Origin of the sequence: Bacillus sp. RIT 809, from assembly GCF_016892495.1 — a bacterium.
Taxonomy (GTDB): Bacteria; Bacillota; Bacilli; order Bacillales; family Bacillaceae_G; genus Bacillus_A; species Bacillus_A cereus_U.
This window is the reverse complement of the sequence record NZ_JAFEMR010000002.1, coordinates 78,462-99,829: the sequence shown is the minus strand read 5'-3', so window position 1 is coordinate 99,829 and position 21,368 is coordinate 78,462. Positions and strand designations below refer to the sequence as shown.

The window sequence follows — 21,368 nt, the reverse complement described above, 5'->3', positions numbered from 1 at the left end:
CGCCCGTTTAGCAAGCTATTTTGTTACATTATACGTATGTAAAAACACTTCTACAATCAACATCTTGTCGTATTTTTTAGACATCTTGCTTTTCACTTTTAACAATTCACTAAAAACATACAAAGGAAAATTTTTTGAAAAGCAGTTTCCAATGATTCAATGAACACAATGAGGCCTATCTCCTCTGAGATAGGCCTCTAATTCACGATATTACACTAGCTATAAAACTACCTTTATCTTAATTCGAGATTTTTACCTCTGTGTCTCTCCCCCTGAAGTCACCTTTTCAATACGTAAATTATCTAAAATAAACGTACCTGCTCCGGTATCCCCGTTTAAATTCGTTCCATCACTGAAAATTCCAACATAAGTTTGACCGTTCTCAGAACCTGTCACAGTAAACTCTGCTGTTTTTGTGTCAGTAGATGCAGTAAGAGTGTTATTCACACTCAACCCTTTTGCATTCGCAATGTCTCGAACATCAATTTCTTGATCCCCTGAAATAAAGCGATATGCATTTGCTGTTGTTTGGTAGTCAAATGATACTTTATAAGTTACGCCTGGTTCAAAACGATAATTTTGAGGAATAGTACGGTACAGCAAACCTTTATTTCCAGTGTTCACTTTAACGGACCAATTTCCACCTAATACATCATCGACTAGTTTTTTACCTGCCCATCCTTTTTGCGTATATGGAGTATGCAGTTCAGACAGATGAATTCTGTTGTCTTCTACACCTTCTGTGTTACCAATAACGAATGGGTAAATACCTTGTACCACCGTTTCAAAATCTTGTTTAAATTCCGTCGGTGAGACATGATTTTTTAAGGATTTTTGAACGATCCGAATATCATCAAATTTTGTGTTTCCTTTTCCGGAATCACGGCTGAGAGTTAATTTAGCTTTATTAGTTACAGCTGTAAAGCTTACTTGCATGATTTGCATTTTGCTATTGTATCCATCATTTGAGGCATGTGAATCTGCCTTAACATAGTTCTTTTGCAGGCTGCGAAGTGTGTAATTGTTAACGTCTTCTTTCCCACCTGTTACTGTAATTCCGGCCTTTACATCACTATTGTTTTCAACATATACCTCTGCTACATATTCTTTACCTGGTTCCAAACCAGTAAGAACACGGGAAACAGTTGTATCTTTCGATGGACTATCAATATTCAAGTAGTAATCTCCACTACTTACATTACGGTTGCTTCCAGTTTGATTCGTTCTGACGGCGCTTACAGCTTTGTTATCCCCCTCAATAGTTGTATATGCACTTACTTTTCCTGTATTGAATCCCGCGTCATATATATGAGCACCCTTGCTCCAATCATAGTCAAGGATTTCCAAACCTTTATCTCTTTTTGGTACAACAACATAAGGAGTTGCCGCACTAGCTGTCAAAGTTACCTTATTATTTACGACCTTGACTTCTTTCATATCTGCTCTACCACGATCTGTCAGTTTGTATACATATACACTAGATGCATCTTTATATTCATCTGGAAGTGTCCAAGTAGTTGTACCACCTTCCAAATTCCAATGATATAGTTTTTCAGAATTAGAAGTTGGATTTTTAAAATCTTGTTTCACCCAAGGAATTAAATAAGTGTGTCCATCAAGTACAACGTTTCCATTCAGTGTAATAACACGTTCCCTAGAATTGTCTTTTCTAGTTACATCGACAACATCCCCATTACTTGGGTCTTTCAATTTTATTTCCTTTTCTAAGTTTGTCTTGCTTTTATCACCTTCTACATCTGTCCAATTCGTTACATAATATTTTTGTAAGAATTTAGTAGGTAGATTCGTATCAAATGTCATGCGAATAAAATTATCAAAATTCTTATCAGATTGCCACCCTTCGAAACCAGCTAATTCAAATCCGCCAAGTAATGGATGATCAGCAGTTCCTCCTACTTCAGGCCAATTTAACACCCAAGAATCTCTTTGGTGATTGCTAATAAAGCGTAGTACTTCTGAGTTGATACCTTTGCTTTCCGGTCCACCGTAGTTTTTATCGGTAGCCCAGTGCTGCCACGTTGAATAATTGGCCATAGAACCACCAAATTCCGTTGTTAGTCTCCAGCCCCTATCTTTAAATTGATCTGCTATTCTATTTGATTCCCATTGATTTTGATACCATACATCTAAATAAATAAAGTCAAGATTTGAAACAGCAGCTTTCAATTCATCTAGTCTTTTCGCACGCGCTCCAGTATACAAATCTTTTAATTTATTAATTGTATAAGATTGATCTAGCCATCCCCATCCTAAAGAATTTGGACGATCAATAAAATCATTGTTGAAAGCTTTCGCTTCAGGATAAACTTCCTGCGCATTGATATGGACACCAAATTGGGTATTATACTTATGCCCCTCTTTAATAAGCGTATCCAAATCTTTCACGCCACCCATACGCTCACCTACATTACCGTAATCCGGATGCCCACTGTCATGTCCTTCGTTTGCATATCCTTTTAATAAAACAGCCTGCCCCAATTCATCTGTAGCAAGAGCAACCTTTTTAATATTATCTGCTGTTTTTAAGAATGGTTGTTGTACTTGTGATCCGAAATTCATTGCAATACGCATTCCAACATTATTGTTTACATCTTGATATCCTTTAATGTCTTGCATAATATCACGGTATGCAATCGCCGCATCTTGCCAATCTGTCTTATTATCAGTATTCAAATCTTTAGCGATAGCTATTTTAATAGTTGGTTTATTTTTTTGTGGTTCTGACATAAAATCTCTTTGGTAATAGAGTGCACTAGAACCTATTCCCATTGCCTTAGAACCATTTTTATTTACATATCGATTTGCAGCTAAGTTTTTATAGCCATCCACTTCTGAACTGGACCATACACCCGCACTCAATTCGTCAGTTGACAAAAATGCAGTATAATTTTTAGTAGATGTACCTATTTCTCCCATGGAAGAATCTACGCTTACATCCACATCTCCTGATTTCCTAACATCAGTACTAATATTCGTTAATTTAGCTTTTGCACCTTTTTGCTCCGAATTTACTGAGATAACATTCATATCAGCAAACTCAACTGTTTCAATTTTTGCACTACCATTATTTTTAATTTCATCGAAACTATAAATAACTTTATTATCATTTACTTTCAAAGATACCTTAAATACAGCATCAAGATTTTTAATTTCATCCACAACTTTTAATGTATATAGCACTTCACTATCGCTTAACTTTTCAAAGCCTACTTTAGGATAGTATAGTGCACCATTTACTTTCAATCCGTAAACAGGTGATTCTTGTCCATTCATTACTTTATCGCCAACTTTGTATTTCACAACCCGCGGGAATACTTGGTCAATAGTGACATCCATATACTTTGACTTTAATGTATCTTCTACTGGTGGAGTATCTGGAGGTTTTGGCGCACTATATTCCTTGATTTTGACATTAGAAATCGTAATATCGGCAGCTCCTCGGCTTTTTTCAAACCCAAGTCCCCCCGCTTGATCTACACCACCTGTTAAAGTCCAAGAATCTACCTTTTTACCATCAATGTATAACGTTGCAACATCGTCCATGAATACTAAACGTAAATGGTATGTTTGTTTTGCTTTTAACGGCACATTTGAAGTCATCGACGTCCAATTGTTTATAGGTCCAAATGTTTCACCAAAATACTGATCGTTCGTATCCCCTGTTCCCACATAAGTGTATGCAGATGCATTTTGAACACGATAGATTAATCCAAAGCGATTCATCTTATCAGTATTAGTAGTAACATCCGCTTCAAAAACACCATTTTTAATCGCTTTCATTTGGTTATAGACAATTCGATTCTTTTGGGTAGATGTAACACCGAAAGTTGCTGAACCATCTTCATTATAAGTAACTTTCCCATCGCCTGAGATAATTTTAAAGTCGCCTTCTTCTAGTTTATTATCCGTAATGTCGACAAGTTTTTCATCTCCTGGATCCGTGCCTCCATCTCCAGGTGCAGCTCCTAATTCAATGAGAACTTGACTTTTTTTATCTCCAAAAGCACCGAGTTTAACTGCTTCCTTACCTGTAAGGAGATTATTTGCATCATTAGGTAAAGTAACCGGTCCAAATAAATCTTTTCCATCTAATGTAATATTCAAAGTGGTTGCGTTATAATCAATTTTTATGGAATGTGAGGTCCCAGCCTCTGGAAGTGGAACATTCGGTCTCGTTTTTAACCAATCACCTTTCCCCTGATATTTGTATTCATAGAACCATCCAAGTGAGTCGTAGCCTACAAAAACGAAGTTATTATTGTCAATATAGTGAGGATAGAAACCAAATCTAGTATCTTCTCCACTGGTTTCTGGAGTAAAGGTATACGCCATCGTTCCCGATTCTTTAGCGATTTTATTTTGTTCTTGAAAAATTGCAGCTTTAGCCCCATTATCATTTCCGGCACCTGCTCCAAGCCTAGCATAGGACTTCCCATTTTGTTCTACTAGTGCATTGATTTCGTTTCCTCCAGATGAAATTGTAACCCATGGATTAGACACATTTGCTCCTACATGTAATGGCACAATCATGCTAACTAAAAATGTCGGCACAATTAGCACAAGTGCAAGAAGGGTATTAAAAGCTCTCTTGAAATGCTTACTCTCCAATTCTTCTCCCCCTTTGAAAATTAAATTTTAGTTAAAAACAATACCTGCACATTCATTTTTAAAATATACCAAAATCTGAAAGGTACCGCTTTCACTTATGTTTAGAATAGTTTTTTTCAAGTGCCGACTCAATAAAGATATTGTTTCTTTTTTTAGTTATATTGTCTTTTTAAAACGCTTACACAATGAAGATGTTGTTACCCTTTTTAGTTATAGTTTTTTGTTAAATCATACAAAATTCAATCGATTTGATTGTACACGGCAATTAACGTTTATTGTTTCATTTATATATAAAGGTTATATTGCGTATCCTTAGTCATGGTTACTACTCCCTTAACTGTTCTGGACTTTCAACCTAGGGTTTGCGACCATGCTGGACGCACTAAAAAAATGAGCAGACGAATGTCTGCTCATAATTCTTCATTCCATCTAAAAAGCGGTTCTGGTACAAATCTTTCTTCAAGAAATAAAGAAATGAAGGACATATGTAAGAAAAGATATTGTACTAACTTTGAAGCTCAGCTGTTACTTTTACTTTAGCAAACCATGAGTTAGCTGTCTCTTTCAACACGAGATTCAGTTCTTCAGTATTCCTTTTACCAATACCTTTTAACCAATCACGACCTGCTTGTTCACCGCCTATAGTAAACGGTATCACACCGTCTTTCCAGGTTGCCCGACCACATAACACTCCGTTAAAGGTAGAACCAGAGTCTTTAGCAAATTTTAATGTTTCTTGAAATAATTTTGCGCTTACTCCTGCACTTAGGAAGATAAACGGCAGCTCGGTTGCTTCACTTTGTTCTTTGAAATAGGAAGCTGCTTTTTCTTTACTATAAACAAATTCACCTTCTGTATACCCTTCCACATAGTTCATGTCTACCGGAACTTCTACTTTTAATACATCTACTTTATATCGTGGTTTCGAGAACTCCTTCATTGCCTCAATCACTTTATACGGTTTTATTTTTGCGTATGCTTTACTTTTCACATCAGCACTTTCAGCATCATAAGTAACAATCTCTAAGAAAAATGGTATATCTTCAGCTGCACACTCAGATCCGATACGTTCCATATAGACATGTTTATAGTTATTAATTTTTTTATCTTCATTGACATCATAGTAGAGTAAGAATTTAATAGCATCGGCACCTGCTTCTCTTAATCGTTTCACTGACCATTCCGGTAATAAATCCGGCAACCGTCCTACTTCTGACGCATCGTATCCAGTTTTTTCATACGCTACGATTAAGCCCGATTCTTTATCACGGACCTTAGCCGCTGGCAGACCATATTCCGGGTCCAAAAGAATCGCTGTTGCAAATGGTGTTAATTCCTCAGAAACTAATTCTTTGAAACGGATAATCCCTTCATCTCCAACATGACTTGCACCGCCAGACGCAATCATTTTTTTCAATGAACCGCGTTGATCAATAGCCAATGCCCCAATTATGCCATTTTCAGCAGATAACCGTTTTAGAGCTTCCAATTTATTTTTGGTTAGTTCTAGCATCAACATTCTCCTCTATCAATCTATTTTTTCAACTTTAACGAGATCAAAGTATTGTTTAAACTTATTCACATTAATATAACCAGTTCCAGCTTCCATCGTATTTAACATTCCTGTAGTCATCGCCGTTTTAAGAACAGTCTCGACTGTTTGATGTTGATGTAGTGCCACAGCTAACCCTGCAACTGTTGCATCACCTGATCCTACAGGATTGACCACTTCTACTTTCGGAATCGTAACTCTGTAATAGTCCTCACCGTGCTTAACAAATGCACCTTCACTACCCATTGACACGATAATCCACTCAATTCCAGTAAATAGTTCATGGTTTAATGCTTGCTTCAGATCTATGCTTCCCGCTTGCATGTTTATGCCCAACAGCTGAGATAATTCCGCTATATTTGGTTTCATGGCAAATGGTTTTTCTTTATGCACCATCGCTTGTTTCAAAGATTCTCCTGACGAATCCATAATTACTGGAATTTCATTTTTATGACAGATTTCTAGCATTTGATAATAAAAGTTAGTTGGTAACCCTTTCGGCAAACTGCCCGAAATTGTCACAAGTGAAGCTGTCGCAAGTAGATATTCTAATTTTTCTAAAAAATCAGTTCCCTCTTCTTTAGATAATGTCGGCCCAGATTCTAAAATCTCTGTTTGCATCCCTTCATGAAGAATAGCAATACAATTTCTTGATTCTTTTTTGATTTTTAAAAAGTCATTTGGAATATTGACTTTATTTAATTCTTGAATAATGTATTCACCAATCGTACCACCAAGCACACCTGTCGCTAGGACAACTTCATCCATTTGAGCAATTACTCGTGCAACATTCAAACCTTTTCCACCAGCAGTTTTATGAACCGTTTCCACACGGTTAACTACATCTAACTTTAATTCATGAATCGGATAGGAAATATCGACCGATGGATTCATGGTGACAGATAAAATCATTGGTACTCCCTCTTTCAGAAAATTGTTTAAGCTTGAAAACGGCATACACCATCAAGATAGGTAGCAGCTAAATCCATCGCTGGCGTCAGCACAATAAAGTCAGCGGCATATCCCTCGGCAATCTTCCCACATTCCCCATCAAGCTGAATACTTTTAGCGGGTGCAGTACTCGCCATGTAAATCGCTTCCTCAGGTGTGGCAATTCCCCACTCGACGACATTTTTGACAGCATCTTTTAATTGCAAAATGCTACCTGCTAAACTTCCACTTTCCAAACGAGCCATCCCATCTTTTACTTTCACAGGAAATTCTCCCAGTTGATAAGTTCCTTCAGGCATACCTCCAGCCATCATACAATCGGACACCATAACAATCTTTTCTCTGCCACGGACATTCATTAAAATATTTGTGGCAACGGGATGAACATGATGTCCATCACATATGATTTCGGCAAAAACATCTTTTAGATTCATGGCCGCTCCGACCATCCCCGGCTCACGGTGGTGCAGCGGACTCATTCCATTGAAAGTATGAATAAAAATGGAAGCTCCTTTTTCAACCGCTTGCTTTGCTTCTTCATAAGTTGCGTCACTATGGGCCAACGCCACGGCAATCCCTTCTCCTACAGCATATTCAATAAATTCCGCTGCCCCTTTCCTTTCAGGTGCAATCGCGATTTTTTTAATAGCATTATTTGATAATTCCTGCCAAACTTTCAACATATGAACTGATGGGTCACAAAAATATTTCGTGTTTTGTGCTCCTTTATGCTTTTCAGTAAAAAACGGTCCTTCTAAAAAGATTCCTTTAATTTTTGCACCTTGCACTTTTGTGTAATTGACACCAATCATTTCAACGACGTTATTTAACGATTCTATTGAGGATGTTAAAGTTGTCGGTAAAAAGGATGTAACGCCGCAAGAAAGGAGCCCTACCGAAATTTGGTCCAGTCCTCCAAAACTATTGTCCATACTGTCGTGATTTCTAAATCCATGAATATGTGTGTCTACTAGGCCAGGAGCGATCCAATGTCCTTTATACTCAATAATTTCTACCGTTTCCTCTGGTTTGTTTTCTGAAAAAACACCGAATTTTCCGTCTTTTATTTCTAAAAATCCAGGCCCTGTGACCATCTCCTCAAGAAAAAACTTATCTGCAAAAATAAAAATAGACATGTATGTTTCTCCTATCCTAGTTACTCATATTCGTAGATGGTAACACCTTTAACGACACGGTTCACTGTTCCTGTCGGTGAAGGTGTATCCGGTGTATTGCCTACTTTCACGGAAGCTAACAGTGAGACTGTTTGCCCAATCATGACAAAAGGTAATGCTAAGTAAGCATCTGGTACAGACTGAGCCTCGCTGCCGAATACAAATCTGTTCCCAGTATAATTAGTTTCTCCATCAACCTCGATGGCACAAATATAACTGGCAATGTCGTCTTGCTGCATTTCTTTTAACATATCTAAATCATATTGACGTGTATACGGATGGTTAGAAACAAACACGAAAACTAATGATTTTTCGTTTACAAATGATTTTGGACCGTGTCGGAATCCGAGTGGTGAATCAAATGCGGTAACAATTTTTCCAGCTGTCAGTTCTAATATTTTTAATTGTGATTCTTTCGCTAAGCCTTCTAAACTACCAGAACCTAAGTAAATAATTCGGTCAAAATCAAAATCTACTATCTCTTTGATGACGTCTTCTCTTCGAATGACACTTTCACCCATTTGATGAATTTTTTTCACTATCTTTGATTTTTCTTCAGTCGATATAGAATCAAAAACAAGTAATGCCGTTAACGCCATGCAAGTATAACTTCCTGTCATAGCAAATCCTTGGTCATTCGATTTTTCAGGCATTAATAGCAATAATTTTTTTTCATTATTCACGGCCCGTTTGGCTAATTTACCGTCTTTCGCACAAGTAATCGTTATTTGATACAAATCCGTTACTATTTGCTCAGCTAATTGTACGGCAGCAACACTTTCCGGACTGTTCCCGCTTCTAGCAAATGAAACGAGTAAGGTTGGAAAATCCTTTTTGAAGAATTGATAAGGATTTGAAACTAACGTGGTTGTCGGAATACTTAGTACCTCCCACTGTTGTTCATCGACTTTTTCTATTAAATAAGGGGTGACTGTATCACCGACATAGGCAGACGTTCCAGCGCCCGTAAAAATAACTCGAACCCGATTGTGTTTCGTTACTATTTTTTGTAAAAACTCTTCAATCCCCTCGCTTTTCTCCATATACAAAGCAAAGGTTTCAGCCCATAAATCAGGCTGCCGCTTTATTTCCGCTGTTGTTATCAATGCACCTAACGAAACTAAGTTTTCTTGACTTAATGTAAACATATTCGTCCACTCCTCTACCTATTTGCCATCATTCTCTTCATAAAAGAAGATCGGCGCCGCCTCATTACATACCTTCAAACACTCGTAATCCTGCACCAGTAACTCCATTATTTTGTGCCAATGTACTAATACTCATCTGCTCCAAAAGATGTTGTTGCTCAGGAAGCTGATACATTTTCAGCTTCGTTTTAATCAACTCCAGTAGAAATGGATTTTTCACAATGACACTACCGCCAAAAACCATTTTGTGCGGATCTAATAAGGAGGAAATCGTATAAAGTCCTTGAGTTAAGTAGTCGGTTACTTCGTTAATGATGAACTGATATTCCGGTACCTCGTTTATATAACCAGCAAAAACATCCTTTGTTGAAATAATATCTACCTGTAAGTCCCTTTCAGCTATTCTTTGAATCCCTGGCCCAGCAGCGATTTTTTCTAATCGTTCATTGATCCCCTTCGAGAGGACAGGGATCAAGCCTAGTTCTCCAGCAAATCCTGCTCCCCTAAAAAATGAGCCGTTATGAATGATAGAACAAGATATTCCCGTACTTATAGTCACGTAGACAAAGGTTTCATTCCTTTTTACATGCGCTGCTTTCCATTCGGCATAAGCCGCCATATAGACATCATTGTCAATCATGATTCGCTGGATACCAAATTGTTCCTGCAAACGGACTGAAATAGGAAACTGTCTCCAAGGTAAATTATTTTGAAAAACGGCAATTCCCTTCTCGTAATCCACTTTTCCCGGTACTCCAACGCCAATACCCTCGATATCAGCGATGGAAATCGATGATTTTCTGAGAACTTGTTCCACAGCTTCTACAACTCTACCAAACATTTTTTCCCGGTCTGAAGGATCACTTTTTATTTCCGAACGTTCAAGCAGTTCGCCTGTATCCGAAATGACTCCCGCTGCAATCTTCGTTCCCCCAATATCAATGCCGACTGCCTTTTTCATTTGTCCGCACCCCTAGGTTTGTATTTGAAGTATTGAGTAATGTTTTATAATTGTTATCGTTAAACATATATATGCGATTCCTTGATCAATCCACTTGCCCTAGTTGATTTATACGTATTTCCGATTGTAGTCATAAAGTAGCCCTAAGAGACCAGCTAATCCAATCAACATCATACCTAGTTCAAATTTGCCAGCTGTCTTTTGGTAGTTGATAATCAAAGACAGACATACGATAAACACAACAATTTTAATAATGAATAAAGCGCTAGCCTTCATTTGAAACATCCTCCCACCTGATTTCACTAGGTGCCAACGTCACTTCTTTTCTGTTTCCTTGTCCATCATATACAACTGTCATTTGTTCGATCATCGAGTTGTTAACAATCGCCATTTTTTGAATAGATGGATATGCATGAACTTCACAATAAATGTTGCTCGCATGATACTTTTGAAATTCTCCTTCTTTATGGGCGGCATAGTATAACGCGCGCATCAGCAGACGTGTATTTTCTTCGCTGTACGGCAGCCCTGCTATATAGACAGCTCTGCCTTCTCCAAACGGATGACTAGAAAGGTGAACTTCTCCATTCGAATATTCGATTATTTCGGTTTCCTCTGATAACGCATAAATGTTTTTCATTCCTTCACCAAAATCAAATTGGGTACTGTCAGCAGAAATAAAATGATTTTCAACAGGATTAATAAAATATTTATCTGTGGATAAGCTAAATCCTAGTTCTTTGTCAACACCTAAGACGTTCGCCAATTGAAAATAATGTCCTTCATGCTGATAGGCTGTCGGTTCACCAATTCCTATGAAGCCTCCGCCATTATACATCCAGGCCCTGATTGTAGTGACTAACTTTTCATTAATCCAATTAGCCCCTCCTGAAAAAGCTGTGCCTACATCGCCAGCATTAATGATAACGTCAATATCCTCAGGTATCCCATCGTTAATAACATCATCAAAACTAATGAACGAAACTTCCACGGCAGCCCCGCTCAAGGATTCTAAAACACCTAAATAAGAATAAATTTGTTTATACCATAGAGCATGAGCAACCATATGTGTTTGCCAAGTTCTCAACTTGCCCCAAGAGTTCAAAATTGCAACTTTAAGACCGCTATATGGTTGAACGCCTTTGATCGTGTCATGAATTTCACGAAACTCCTCCGTAACTTTTTCAATATAAGAGATAAATTCTGGGAATTGATAAGCTAGACTTAAATAACCGCCATAGCCGATACGATCAACAGGGTTCCGTAGTAAAGCTCTTCGCGCCGTTAACCAGTTTTCATTCGCTTCAATCGTCGGGTTGTTACCTTCGTAAAAAGTATCTGGGAAGAAATAAGGCAGGAATCGCCCTTCTGTGTAACGAACATGTGGTATATCTGCAATCATACGTAATGTGGCTCCACCGCCCACACTGCCTACAACTGCGTCCAATCCGATATTTTCAAAGTATTTCCCATATGGTTCTGTACCGATCCAGTTATCACCAAGGAACATCATCGCTTCTTTTCCACTTTCATGGACAATATCCACAAGTTTCTTTGCTTCTTCAGCAACAAACTTATGAACAAAATCTATATAATCTAAAAAAGCAGGAGTTGGAATTCGAAATGCAGTATTATAATAGCCTTGATCAACAATGTCCTCTGGCCTTAAGCGATAGCCCTTTTCTTTTTGAAAAGCATCCAAAGCAGCAACTGAAACACTAGCACCATAACCGAACCAATCGACAAATTTCTCTTTGCCAAGATTATTAAACACAAGGGTAAAATGATAGAAAAACGTTGTAAACCTAACCACATCTGTATCCGGATTTTCTGTCAGCCATTGTTTTAAATAGGTTTTCATAAATTCATTGGAATGTGGCTGCCTGACATCAAAAGGAATATCATGCGGCTTATCTCCCCAATTATTAGTAATATGATTGTACATTTGGGTTGGATCCCAAATCGCATAGACTAGGAATGAAACCGTATATTCATGCCAAGGAATCGCCTTCGTAATCAAAACACGATTTTGCTCTTCATTTACTTCCCAATCATTAACGTCAACAACTTCTCCGGTTGTCCGGTCAATAACCTCCCAGTATTTTTTAGGATTGTGAACGTAATCCGGCTTTAATTGTTCCTCAAAGTAGCCTTTCATAAAATCAATTTCAAGGGTGGCAGTAAGCGCAGTATTGAATAAGCTCATTAAATAAAGTTGCTGGCATTCATCCATGTGCTTCTCTGCGAACTCATTGTGAGCTCGAGCAACAAAATAAGTCGTATAAATTTTTACATCCAATTGTTTAATATCATCATCTAGTTTCGTTCCATCACTATCGCGAATCGCATCCGCACCCCATCGTTCCATCAATTCTTTTGTTTCCTTAAGAAAATTTTCTTCACTCGGTAAAGTAACACGGCCTTTTTTCTTTTTCATGTAAATCCTCCTTTAATCCTTTAAACCACCAAGGGACATTCCTTGTGTTAATTTTTTTTGAACAATGATGTATAAAATCAAAGTTGGCAGCATGACAAGAACCATTCCTGCATACATTTGACCATAGTTCGCAGCAGATTTTTGAGCTGCCATCAAGTTCATTAACCCAACAGGTAACGTTTTATTCGGTCCTGGGATTAACGTTAAGGCAATAATGTATTCGTTCCAAAAGGCAAGAAAATTAAACAAAATGACGGCAATAATACTTGGACGAGCTATCGGAATCATGACTGAAATCATTGTTTTGAAATATCCGGCACCATCGACCAACGCCGCTTCCTCATACGTGGATGGAAGTGATTGAAAAAAACTAGTCAGCAAGTAAATGGTAAATGGTAACGCCGTCGCCGCATATACCACAGCTAAAATAAATAAATTGTCTAGTAGAAATCCATCACCCAGTTGACCTCGTAAAAAGGTATCTCCGTCCAATAACATCAAGAAAATTGGAACAACAATGTAGTTCACATTGATGAATAATCCCGCTTTAAAAAAAGTATTTATTAATTTACTTCCTCTAAAGGTATATCTTGCCAACACATAGGCTGCTGGTAAGGCCACAATCAATAGAATAAGCAGAGCCAACGCAGTTACCATGACTGAATTCAACATGTAGGTACCCATGTTTGCTTTTTGGAAAGCATCGATAAAGTTTTGAAAATAGAAACTTTTCGGCATGGCCCAAGGACTTCCGTAAAATTCTGAATTTTGCTTCACTGAAGCTAAGAAAACCCATGCAACAGGAATAATAATAGAAATTGCTAACGTAATCAGTGCAACATATATAAAACAGCGATATATTGCTTCTGTAGCCATTCCTTTTTGGGGCTTCATTGTTTTTGGGGCTTGATCAGATGTTTCTACAATCATTTCTTTTTTGGTTTCCACCGTTTTTGGATCTCGATAAGCTGTTTCTGTAGTCATTCTTTTTTGTGTTTCCATCGTTTTTGGCCCTCCTTAATACTCCAACACTTCCCTTTTAGTAACACCGCTGATAATTGCAGATAATGCGAATGAGAATAGGAAAATGACCACCCCAATAGCCATACCGTAACCGTAAGAAGAATTAGTGTAAGCCTGCTTATACATGTAGCTTAAAAACACCTCCGTCGATCCATCAGGTCCGCCGCCAGTCATCGCTTGAACGAGTAGAAAACTTAAATTAATCGTACTAATAACGAAGAAAGTTAACGTCGTCCGAATGTTATTCCAAATTAACGGTAAAGTAATACTGAAAAATTGTCTGACCCGTCCAGCACCTTCCAAAGCAGATGCTTCATAAAAACTTTCCGGAATACTTGCCATTGCCGCCATATACATAACCATATAGTAACCAATCGCTTGCCAAATGAGTGCCCCGCCAATGCTGTAGATAGCAATTTTTTGATTGCCGAGCCACATCTTTTGAAGATTTTCAAGGTTAAATAAAGCAAGTATATTATTTAACAATCCTGTAGTCGGATCATAAACTGCAGAAAATATTCCCGCGATAACTACAACGGATAAGATATTAGGGAGATAAAAAATAATTTGAAAGAAACTTTTACCTTTTATTTTTTCTCTCGTTAACAAAGTAGCAAACAAGATCGCCATCACCATCGTGATAAGTGTAACAATAACAATTAATACGATACTGTTCTGGAGAGATCGAATGAAATTCATATCATTCCATAAAATCTTGAAGTTTTCTAATCCAACAAATACTTTATTATTAGAAAACCCTCCCCACTTATATAAGGACATCCTGAATACCTCAATCGTAGGAACAATCATAAAAATGGCTAACAGGATTAGTGCGGGTGCAGTACAAACAAAAATAAAAATTCTTTTTTCTGTTGTCTTATTCATGCCATCACCTCAGTTAATAAGTACAATGGTGAGACTAGCGACTCACCATTGTACGTAGTGAAAACTAATTTATTTTAATGCAGACCGTAATTGGTCACTCACTTTTTCAACAGAGCTTTGCCAATCTTTCACCTTTTTATCACCAGAAATAACACTGTCAATCGTTCTAAATAATGTATCCGGCATACTTACACCTTCAACGGCTTTCGTTGCAGCAAATCCACCTATTCCCACTTTCACTCCATTATCATAGATACTATAGAATGATTTATTTTCACCTGTCAGTTTATTAGAAAGGCCTTTGATAGGCTGAATCGCACTCGATTCAGCAAAAATTCCAGCTGCTTTATCCGAATAAACAAACGTCATGAAATCTTTAGCAAGTTGTTTATTTTTAGCTGCCGAAGGAATCCACATTTGTTCAAAGAAAGTAAATGCATAACGGTCGCTATTAGCATCAATTGTTGGTAAAGCCATCATGCCCCATTCAAACCCTTTAGATCGAGGAGCTTCTTTCATTTCACCAACTACCCATGTACCATTTGGCATAAACAAAGCTTTATTATCGAGAACCAATTGTTGATTTTTCTTGTAGTCTTTATCATTTGCATTCGCAACAGTAGTTGGTTCTGTGTATTTTCCTAATTTTCCGATAATTTCGAAAGATTTTATTGCTTCAGAAGTTTCCCAAACACCATCTGCATATTTCATAGCTTTATTAAATAACTCAGGTCCACCCACCCCTAGTAGTAAAGAGTAGAAGAATGTATCAAAGTAGCCTGTTGTAGGATAAGTAAATAATGAAATTCCTTCTGCTTTCGCTTTATCTCCCAAGGCCCACATCTCGTCCCAAGTCTTCGGCACTTCCCAACCTTTTTCCTTAAATAAACTAGCATTATAGAATAATCCAGTTGGACTATAGAACATCGGTGCCATATAAATTTTACCGTCATTATAAGGATTAGTCGCAGGTGTACCAGTAAGCCCTGGTACTAACTTATCTTTGACTTTAACATCTTCACCATAAACATTTTTATCAAAAACATCGGTAATGTCTTCTAATGCTTTATCTTTAATTAAAGTTTCTGTTAGTGCCTGTTTTCTCCCGGTTGCCAACAACACAACATCTGGATATTTTCCTGCTTTCATATTTGAGCCTATGACATCCTCAAGATTTTTGTCCACCGTCAATTTAACATCAACTTTTGGATTAGCAGCTTCATATGCGTCAATGACTTTGCTCCACATCTCTTTACCATAAGCCGATTCAAGTGTTGCCACATGAAGGGTTTGTTTTTCACTGGAGCCTTTACCATCCTTAGAGTTATCAACTTTTGTAGTATTACCTTGGCAAGCTATTAAACTAAAAGATAACAAAGCTGTCATTCCAGACAACAATAACTTTTTTTTCATCTTTATTTACCCCCATCTCCTAATCTTCCTTTCATAATTAAAGAATACAAAATAGATAACGCTTTCACAATAAACATCTTGTTCTGTTTTTTAGATATCTTGCTTTTTACTGAATATCCCACTAAAATCTTTATAACATAGATAAAAAGTCTACGAAGGAGGGATTCATTTGTCCAATGAAGTATATGAGATTCCACAAATTCAACGAAACCATCTTCCAGTAAAACTTCTTTATATAACAAAATCAAAATACGATAAAGATTGGCATAGTACCATTCATGCGCATCACTTTACAGAGCTATTGTATATTACCAAGGGAAAAGGAACTTTTATCTTTTACAAAGAAGAAATCCCTGTCCAAGAGCACAATTTGATTATCATCAATCCAAATATCGAGCACACAGAAAAATCTGATACGAATCACCCACTCGAATACATCGCACTTGGTATTCAAGGTCTTTCCTTTTCATCCATAGAAAATCCTAGTCAAGTCACTATTCACAACTATAAACAGGATCAAAAAAACTTCCTCTTCTACCTTCAGCAATTAATTGAGGAAGTGGAAAATCATCAAGAAGATTACGATTTAATTATACAAAATATTCTGGAAATTTTACTACTTAAAATGATGAGAAAAAAATCTTTTAATGTAGAAAAAACATCTACTCAAAAAATCAATAAAGATATTGAATTGATTAAAAACTATATTAAGCAGCATTTTCACGAAAATATAAGTCTGGATACATTAGCAAGAATCAGTCATATTAATAAATATTATTTATCTCATTCCTTCAGGAAATTCGTCGGTGTTTCGCCTATTGAATACTTAATTCAAACTCGTATTAGAGAAAGCAAAATATTATTAGAAACTACCAACTATTCGATTTCTAATATTTCAACCATTACCGGTTTTTCTTCCCAATCATTCTTTGCACAATCATTTAAACGAGAAACGAATCTATCTCCTTCACAATACAGAAACACTATCAATTCTAGCAAAAACAAACCAGATTCTAGCGCGAAATTTTAAAGATACTCGCAATGAATCTATGCTTCTTTACTATATTGATACTATTATTTTAGAAAGGAGAGTGTTCCTATGATTCAACAATTAAAAACATACTATGGTGAGGATATCAAAATCAATGCAGCTGTGTTGTCTGAAGATTATAGCTGGTTTTTAGTTGAAGGAAACAAAGTCGGGATTCGAAAAATCCGATTACATCAAAGGGAGCATCAATTGCTTTCATCCATCTTAACGCCCATTCATACTGATACATTTTATAAAACAGAAAAAGAAAAATCATGGTATGAAGCATTATACAAAAATAATAACATTTCTATACTATCAGTTCGTTTTTTACACTTTTTCACAACACAACCCATAATAGAGAGAGAAGAATTTCAAGATGCTTTACAGTCCATGTTTTCTTTTACTACTACAATGATATGGGAAACTTCGCAAGCCGGTGTCCTCATATTAGAAGAAAATGTACCTGAGTCTATATTGCGAGCAGCCCTTGATACACTAGAAACAGATTTTTTTATATCCCTATCCTTCTTTATTGGCAGACGCTATACGCAAACAACTGAATTTGCTTATCTGTATCAATGGGAGCAAAAATTATTTTCTGTTCTTTCTCCCTATTTATCCAAAAAAATTACGCACATTGAACAACTTCTCCCTTATCAATTAATGATTTCATTATCAAAAGAAGAAAGAAAAAAGTACACGAATCAATTATTGGCACACATTTCAAATGATAAAGAACTAATAGATAGCGTTAAAGTATTCTTCCAATGTAACTTAAATGTATCTCTTGCAGCGAAACAATTATATTTACATCGTAATACTTTGCAGTATCGAATTGATAAATTCATTGAAAAAACAGGAATTAATATAAAAACTTTTGAAGGTGCAGTAGCAGTTTATATGGCCTTTCTTTCTCTAGATATCTCTTGACACTCCCATGAAAGACCATATAGGTTCATAAGCTATGGTACTATTACCTTATAGAGTGTTGGATTTTCATTATGTTTTAGGTTCTTGTACTTGACGATATATATTGTTTTACGTACGAAAGGAAATTGATCCATGCAACCTCATGCAATATTCATTTTTCTGAGAACACCATTATTTTAGAGTCTTTTGCATGACTTTGAAGCCCTTTTAACATGTTTTTCTACGCAAAAGTGATACTTTCATTCCATACCTAAAGGTGGACTTAAGTCCTACAGGTGTTTTCTCGTATCGTAAATTTGTAAACTTGCATAAAAACCTCTCATTCTTTTGTGCACTCTGCCAATTTACCTACGCCTTAAATAAACTTATAATTCAATCAATTAACGAAAAGGAGTGAGTAATCATGGCAGAACTTGTATTAGATCATATTTTTAAAGTTTATGATAATAAAACGACTGCTGTTTCTGATTTTAATTTACATATTGAAGATAAAGAGTTTATCGTATTTGTCGGTCCTTCTGGATGTGGAAAATCAACAACTCTACGTATGATTGCGGGTCTAGAAGACATTTCCAATGGTTCATTTTATATTGATGGAGAGCGTATGAATGATGTCGCTCCAAAAGATCGCAACATTGCGATGGTATTTCAAAATTACGCACTATACCCACATATGTCTGTTTATGATAATATCGCGTTTGGCTTGAAACTACGCAAACTTCCAAAAGATGAAATTAATCGCCGAGTAACAGAGGCGGCGATTACCTTAGGGCTTGAAGATTATTTAAAACGAAAACCAAAGGCATTATCAGGTGGACAACGCCAACGGGTTGCACTAGGAAGAGCTATCGTCCGTGACGCAAAAGTATTTTTAATGGACGAGCCCCTATCCAATTTAGACGCAAAATTACGTGTAAGTATGCGTTCAGAAATCTCTAAACTTCATCGCCGTTTAAATACGACCACTATATATGTGACACACGATCAAACAGAAGCAATGACAATGGCATCACGCCTTGTTGTTATGAAGGATGGGCTCATACAGCAAGTGGGTACTCCAAAAGAAGTATATGATACTCCTGAAAACATTTTTGTTGGCGGATTCATTGGTTCTCCAGCTATGAATTTCTTTACCGGAACATTACAAGATAACTATTTTTATATAGAGAATATTCGCTTCAAAGTACCAGATGGTCAACTAAAAACATTAAAGAAAAAAGGGTATAACGGACAAGAAATCATACTCGGTATTCGTCCCGAAGACATTCATGATGAACCAATCGTTCTTCAATCTTCTCCTGAATCCACCGTCGAAATTACAGTAGAAGTTGCTGAATTATTAGGTGCTGAAACGATGATTCATGGAAAACTTTCGAGTCAAAACTTTGTTGCGCGAATCAACGCTCGTTCCGAAATTAAAGCTACCGATAAACTTCCATTAGCTTTTAGTTTAACTAAAGCGCACTTTTTCGATATCGCTACTGAACAACGTATACGTAATAATTGATGGATGAATTCTTTCTAATTTTGGACAGACTGGTCCCGTAAATCAATCTCTTCTTTTTTAATCCTATGCATAGCTTTTACTTCAGAAAGAATAGAAGTATCTGTGTCAAAACATTTCGTGAAGAAGACCCCTGGCTACTAAACGCAACTGAGCCATACTAAAAAACATCTCATATAAATATGAGATGTTTTTTAGTATTACTATTCTTTTAATAAATCTATTAATCCATTCCCTTCAGATGTACGTTCATACCCTAAAGGTACAGTCCTTTTTATAAGTTGCGCGTATATTTCCGGCTCTGATAATTTTCTACCGTACTCTCTCTCACACTGCTTTATGAGAAGTGCTAGCGCCCCAGCGACATGCGGCGTCGCCATTGAAGTACCACTTAATACTGCATATTTCCCCTCTGGATACGTAGACAGTATTTCATCACCCGGCGCTACTAAATCAATTTCTTGATTTGAATTACTAAAGCATGAAATTTTCCGCTCTAAATTAACAGCACCTACTTCAATTACTTCAGAATAAGCACCTGGAAAATCTAATTCTGAAGTATCATCGTTACAATCTCCATCATTTCCAGCAGCGCATACGACAAGTACGTCTTGTTTTACCGCATTTTGAATAGCTTCATGTAACTCTGGTACATCTTGCGGGCCACCAAGTGACATTGAAATAATTCTCACTTTCTCTTTATTCGGTCCTCTCCAATTTACAGCATAATGAATGGCCTCGATAATTTGCTCATAGCTTCCAGAACCATCTCCAGCTAATACTTTTAAAACTAACATTTTAGCAAGTGGTGCTACACCTAATACACCCACTCCGTTTTCGGTTGCTGCGATTGTCCCTGCTACATGAGTACCATGGCCATTATTATCAAGATAAATTTTCGAATCACCTTCATAATCTTTCGTGAAATTTCTCCCACCAATAATACGATCTTTTAAATCTACATGATTTATATCACAACCTGTATCTAAAACGGCAACGACAATATCTTTCCCTTTCGCACTCTTTTCCCATACTTGCGGAGCATGAATCAGTTGTACACCTGGTGGAATTTCATTTACTTGCTCAACCACTTTATTTACAGTAAACGGAATTAATTTAATGCCTTTTTGTTTATTCGCTGTACTACTATTCATCGTAATCCCTCCTGAAAATGTATTATTTTCATTTCAGACCACTATTGAATACATTTAGATTTAACATTCGTTTTATTCGTTCCATTTCCCTTCCTCTCAAATATTTCTCAATAAACAAAAGAAAAGGACCGATTATGGTCCTTTTCTTTTTCAGTTTTTCAAAAGAATAATAAATTAAGACTAAATCTCACTCTTGTTCAAAAACTGCTCAATTTCTTTTATTACATGTTTTGCGCCTTCTATACTAACAGTAATGCTTCCATTTGCTAATGAAATATTTTGGTCTGAAACATCACCTGTTATTTGACAAGCATTGTAAGGTTGATATTTTTGTAAAATGACTTTGTCTTCTTCTACAAAAATTTCAAGTGGTGATTTAATTTGTATTCCTAATACATCTCGTAATTCTTTAGGAATAACTATCCGTCCCAATTCATCTACTTTTCGAATAATTCCTGTTGCTTTCATGTTACTCCCCCCTTACTCTCTATTAATTTTTTTCACCTCGCTATTTTCATTTTATCACTATATATTTGGTAATGGCTTACTCTTTTTAGAAAATATAGTACAAAA

Annotated in this window: 16 protein-coding genes and 1 pseudogene; 3 read left to right on the top strand and 14 right to left on the bottom strand. The window is 36.6% G+C overall.

Annotated features, from left to right (window positions below; translation table 11 throughout):
- Positions 1–252 precede the first annotated feature (252 nt).
- The 11 genes from JTF23_RS02770 to JTF23_RS02720 form a co-directional block, all read right to left on the bottom strand.
- The gene (locus JTF23_RS02770) at positions 253–4,629 is read right to left on the bottom strand and encodes an endo-alpha-N-acetylgalactosaminidase family protein (protein ID WP_204208042.1); all 4,377 of its coding nucleotides are present in this window, start codon (positions 4,627–4,629) and stop codon (positions 253–255) included.
- Between the two features lie 505 nt (positions 4,630–5,134).
- A complete protein-coding gene (lacD, locus tag JTF23_RS02765; RefSeq protein WP_204208041.1) occupies positions 5,135–6,142 on the bottom strand; it encodes a tagatose-bisphosphate aldolase in 1,008 nt (335 codons plus the stop codon).
- A 15-nt stretch (positions 6,143–6,157) separates the two neighbouring features.
- Positions 6,158–7,093 carry a tagatose-6-phosphate kinase gene (gene lacC, locus JTF23_RS02760; RefSeq protein WP_204208040.1) on the bottom strand — a complete coding sequence of 312 codons (936 nt, stop codon included), beginning with the start codon at positions 7,091–7,093 and terminating at the stop codon, positions 6,158–6,160.
- A 26-nt stretch (positions 7,094–7,119) separates the two neighbouring features.
- Positions 7,120–8,268: an N-acetylglucosamine-6-phosphate deacetylase gene (nagA, locus tag JTF23_RS02755; RefSeq protein WP_204208039.1), complete on the bottom strand. Its 1,149-nt coding sequence runs from the start codon at positions 8,266–8,268 to the stop codon at positions 7,120–7,122.
- Between the two features lie 20 nt (positions 8,269–8,288).
- Complete coding sequence (locus tag JTF23_RS02750) at positions 8,289–9,455, bottom strand: SIS domain-containing protein (protein ID WP_204208038.1); 1,167 nt, start codon at positions 9,453–9,455, stop codon at positions 8,289–8,291.
- Positions 9,456–9,519: 64 nt separating this feature from the next.
- Positions 9,520–10,416 carry an ROK family protein gene (locus JTF23_RS02745; RefSeq protein WP_204208037.1) on the bottom strand — a complete coding sequence of 299 codons (897 nt, stop codon included), beginning with the start codon at positions 10,414–10,416 and terminating at the stop codon, positions 9,520–9,522.
- Positions 10,417–10,524: 108 nt separating this feature from the next.
- Positions 10,525–10,692 (bottom strand): DUF6903 family protein, encoded by a 168-nt coding sequence (locus JTF23_RS02740; protein WP_002202307.1) that lies wholly within the window; start codon positions 10,690–10,692, stop codon positions 10,525–10,527.
- Positions 10,682–12,853, bottom strand: coding sequence for a 1,3-beta-galactosyl-N-acetylhexosamine phosphorylase (gene gnpA, locus JTF23_RS02735; RefSeq protein ID WP_204208036.1), 2,172 nt, complete (start codon positions 12,851–12,853; stop codon positions 10,682–10,684). Before gnpA ends, JTF23_RS02740 begins: the two co-directional genes overlap by 11 nt.
- A 12-nt stretch (positions 12,854–12,865) precedes the next feature.
- Positions 12,866–13,855, bottom strand: coding sequence for a carbohydrate ABC transporter permease (locus JTF23_RS02730; RefSeq protein WP_204208035.1), 990 nt, complete (start codon positions 13,853–13,855; stop codon positions 12,866–12,868).
- 15 nt (positions 13,856–13,870) lie between these two features.
- Positions 13,871–14,761: a carbohydrate ABC transporter permease gene (locus JTF23_RS02725; RefSeq protein WP_002202310.1), complete on the bottom strand. Its 891-nt coding sequence runs from the start codon at positions 14,759–14,761 to the stop codon at positions 13,871–13,873.
- A 69-nt stretch (positions 14,762–14,830) separates the two neighbouring features.
- The gene (locus tag JTF23_RS02720; RefSeq protein ID WP_204208034.1) at positions 14,831–16,174 is read right to left on the bottom strand and encodes a carbohydrate ABC transporter substrate-binding protein; all 1,344 of its coding nucleotides are present in this window, start codon (positions 16,172–16,174) and stop codon (positions 14,831–14,833) included.
- Positions 16,175–16,343: 169 nt separating this feature from the next.
- On the opposite strand from JTF23_RS02720, the gene JTF23_RS02715 reads away from it, so the two are divergent.
- The 3 genes from JTF23_RS02715 (at position 16,344) to JTF23_RS02705 (ending at position 19,644) form a co-directional block, all read left to right on the top strand.
- Positions 16,344–17,204 (top strand): AraC family transcriptional regulator, encoded by an 861-nt coding sequence (locus JTF23_RS02715; RefSeq protein ID WP_070139164.1) that lies wholly within the window; start codon positions 16,344–16,346, stop codon positions 17,202–17,204.
- A 69-nt stretch (positions 17,205–17,273) separates the two neighbouring features.
- Positions 17,274–18,137: a PucR family transcriptional regulator gene (locus JTF23_RS02710; protein ID WP_204208033.1), complete on the top strand. Its 864-nt coding sequence runs from the start codon at positions 17,274–17,276 to the stop codon at positions 18,135–18,137.
- Positions 18,138–18,540: 403 nt separating this feature from the next.
- A complete protein-coding gene (locus tag JTF23_RS02705; RefSeq protein WP_204208032.1) occupies positions 18,541–19,644 on the top strand; it encodes an ABC transporter ATP-binding protein in 1,104 nt (367 codons plus the stop codon).
- A gap of 14 nt (positions 19,645–19,658) precedes the next feature.
- Here the strand turns inward: JTF23_RS02705 and JTF23_RS02700 are convergent.
- The 3 genes and pseudogenes from JTF23_RS02700 to JTF23_RS02690 all read right to left on the bottom strand — a co-directional run.
- A pseudogene (locus JTF23_RS02700) lies at positions 19,659–19,760 on the bottom strand (IS6 family transposase); the annotation flags it as partial.
- Positions 19,761–19,844: 84 nt separating this feature from the next.
- Positions 19,845–20,795, bottom strand: a complete 951-nt coding sequence (locus tag JTF23_RS02695; RefSeq protein ID WP_002158227.1) for a serine protease — start codon at positions 20,793–20,795, stop codon at positions 19,845–19,847.
- Between the two features lie 180 nt (positions 20,796–20,975).
- Positions 20,976–21,263 (bottom strand): AbrB/MazE/SpoVT family DNA-binding domain-containing protein, encoded by a 288-nt coding sequence (locus tag JTF23_RS02690; protein ID WP_002148618.1) that lies wholly within the window; start codon positions 21,261–21,263, stop codon positions 20,976–20,978.
- Positions 21,264–21,368: the final 105 nt, after the last annotated feature.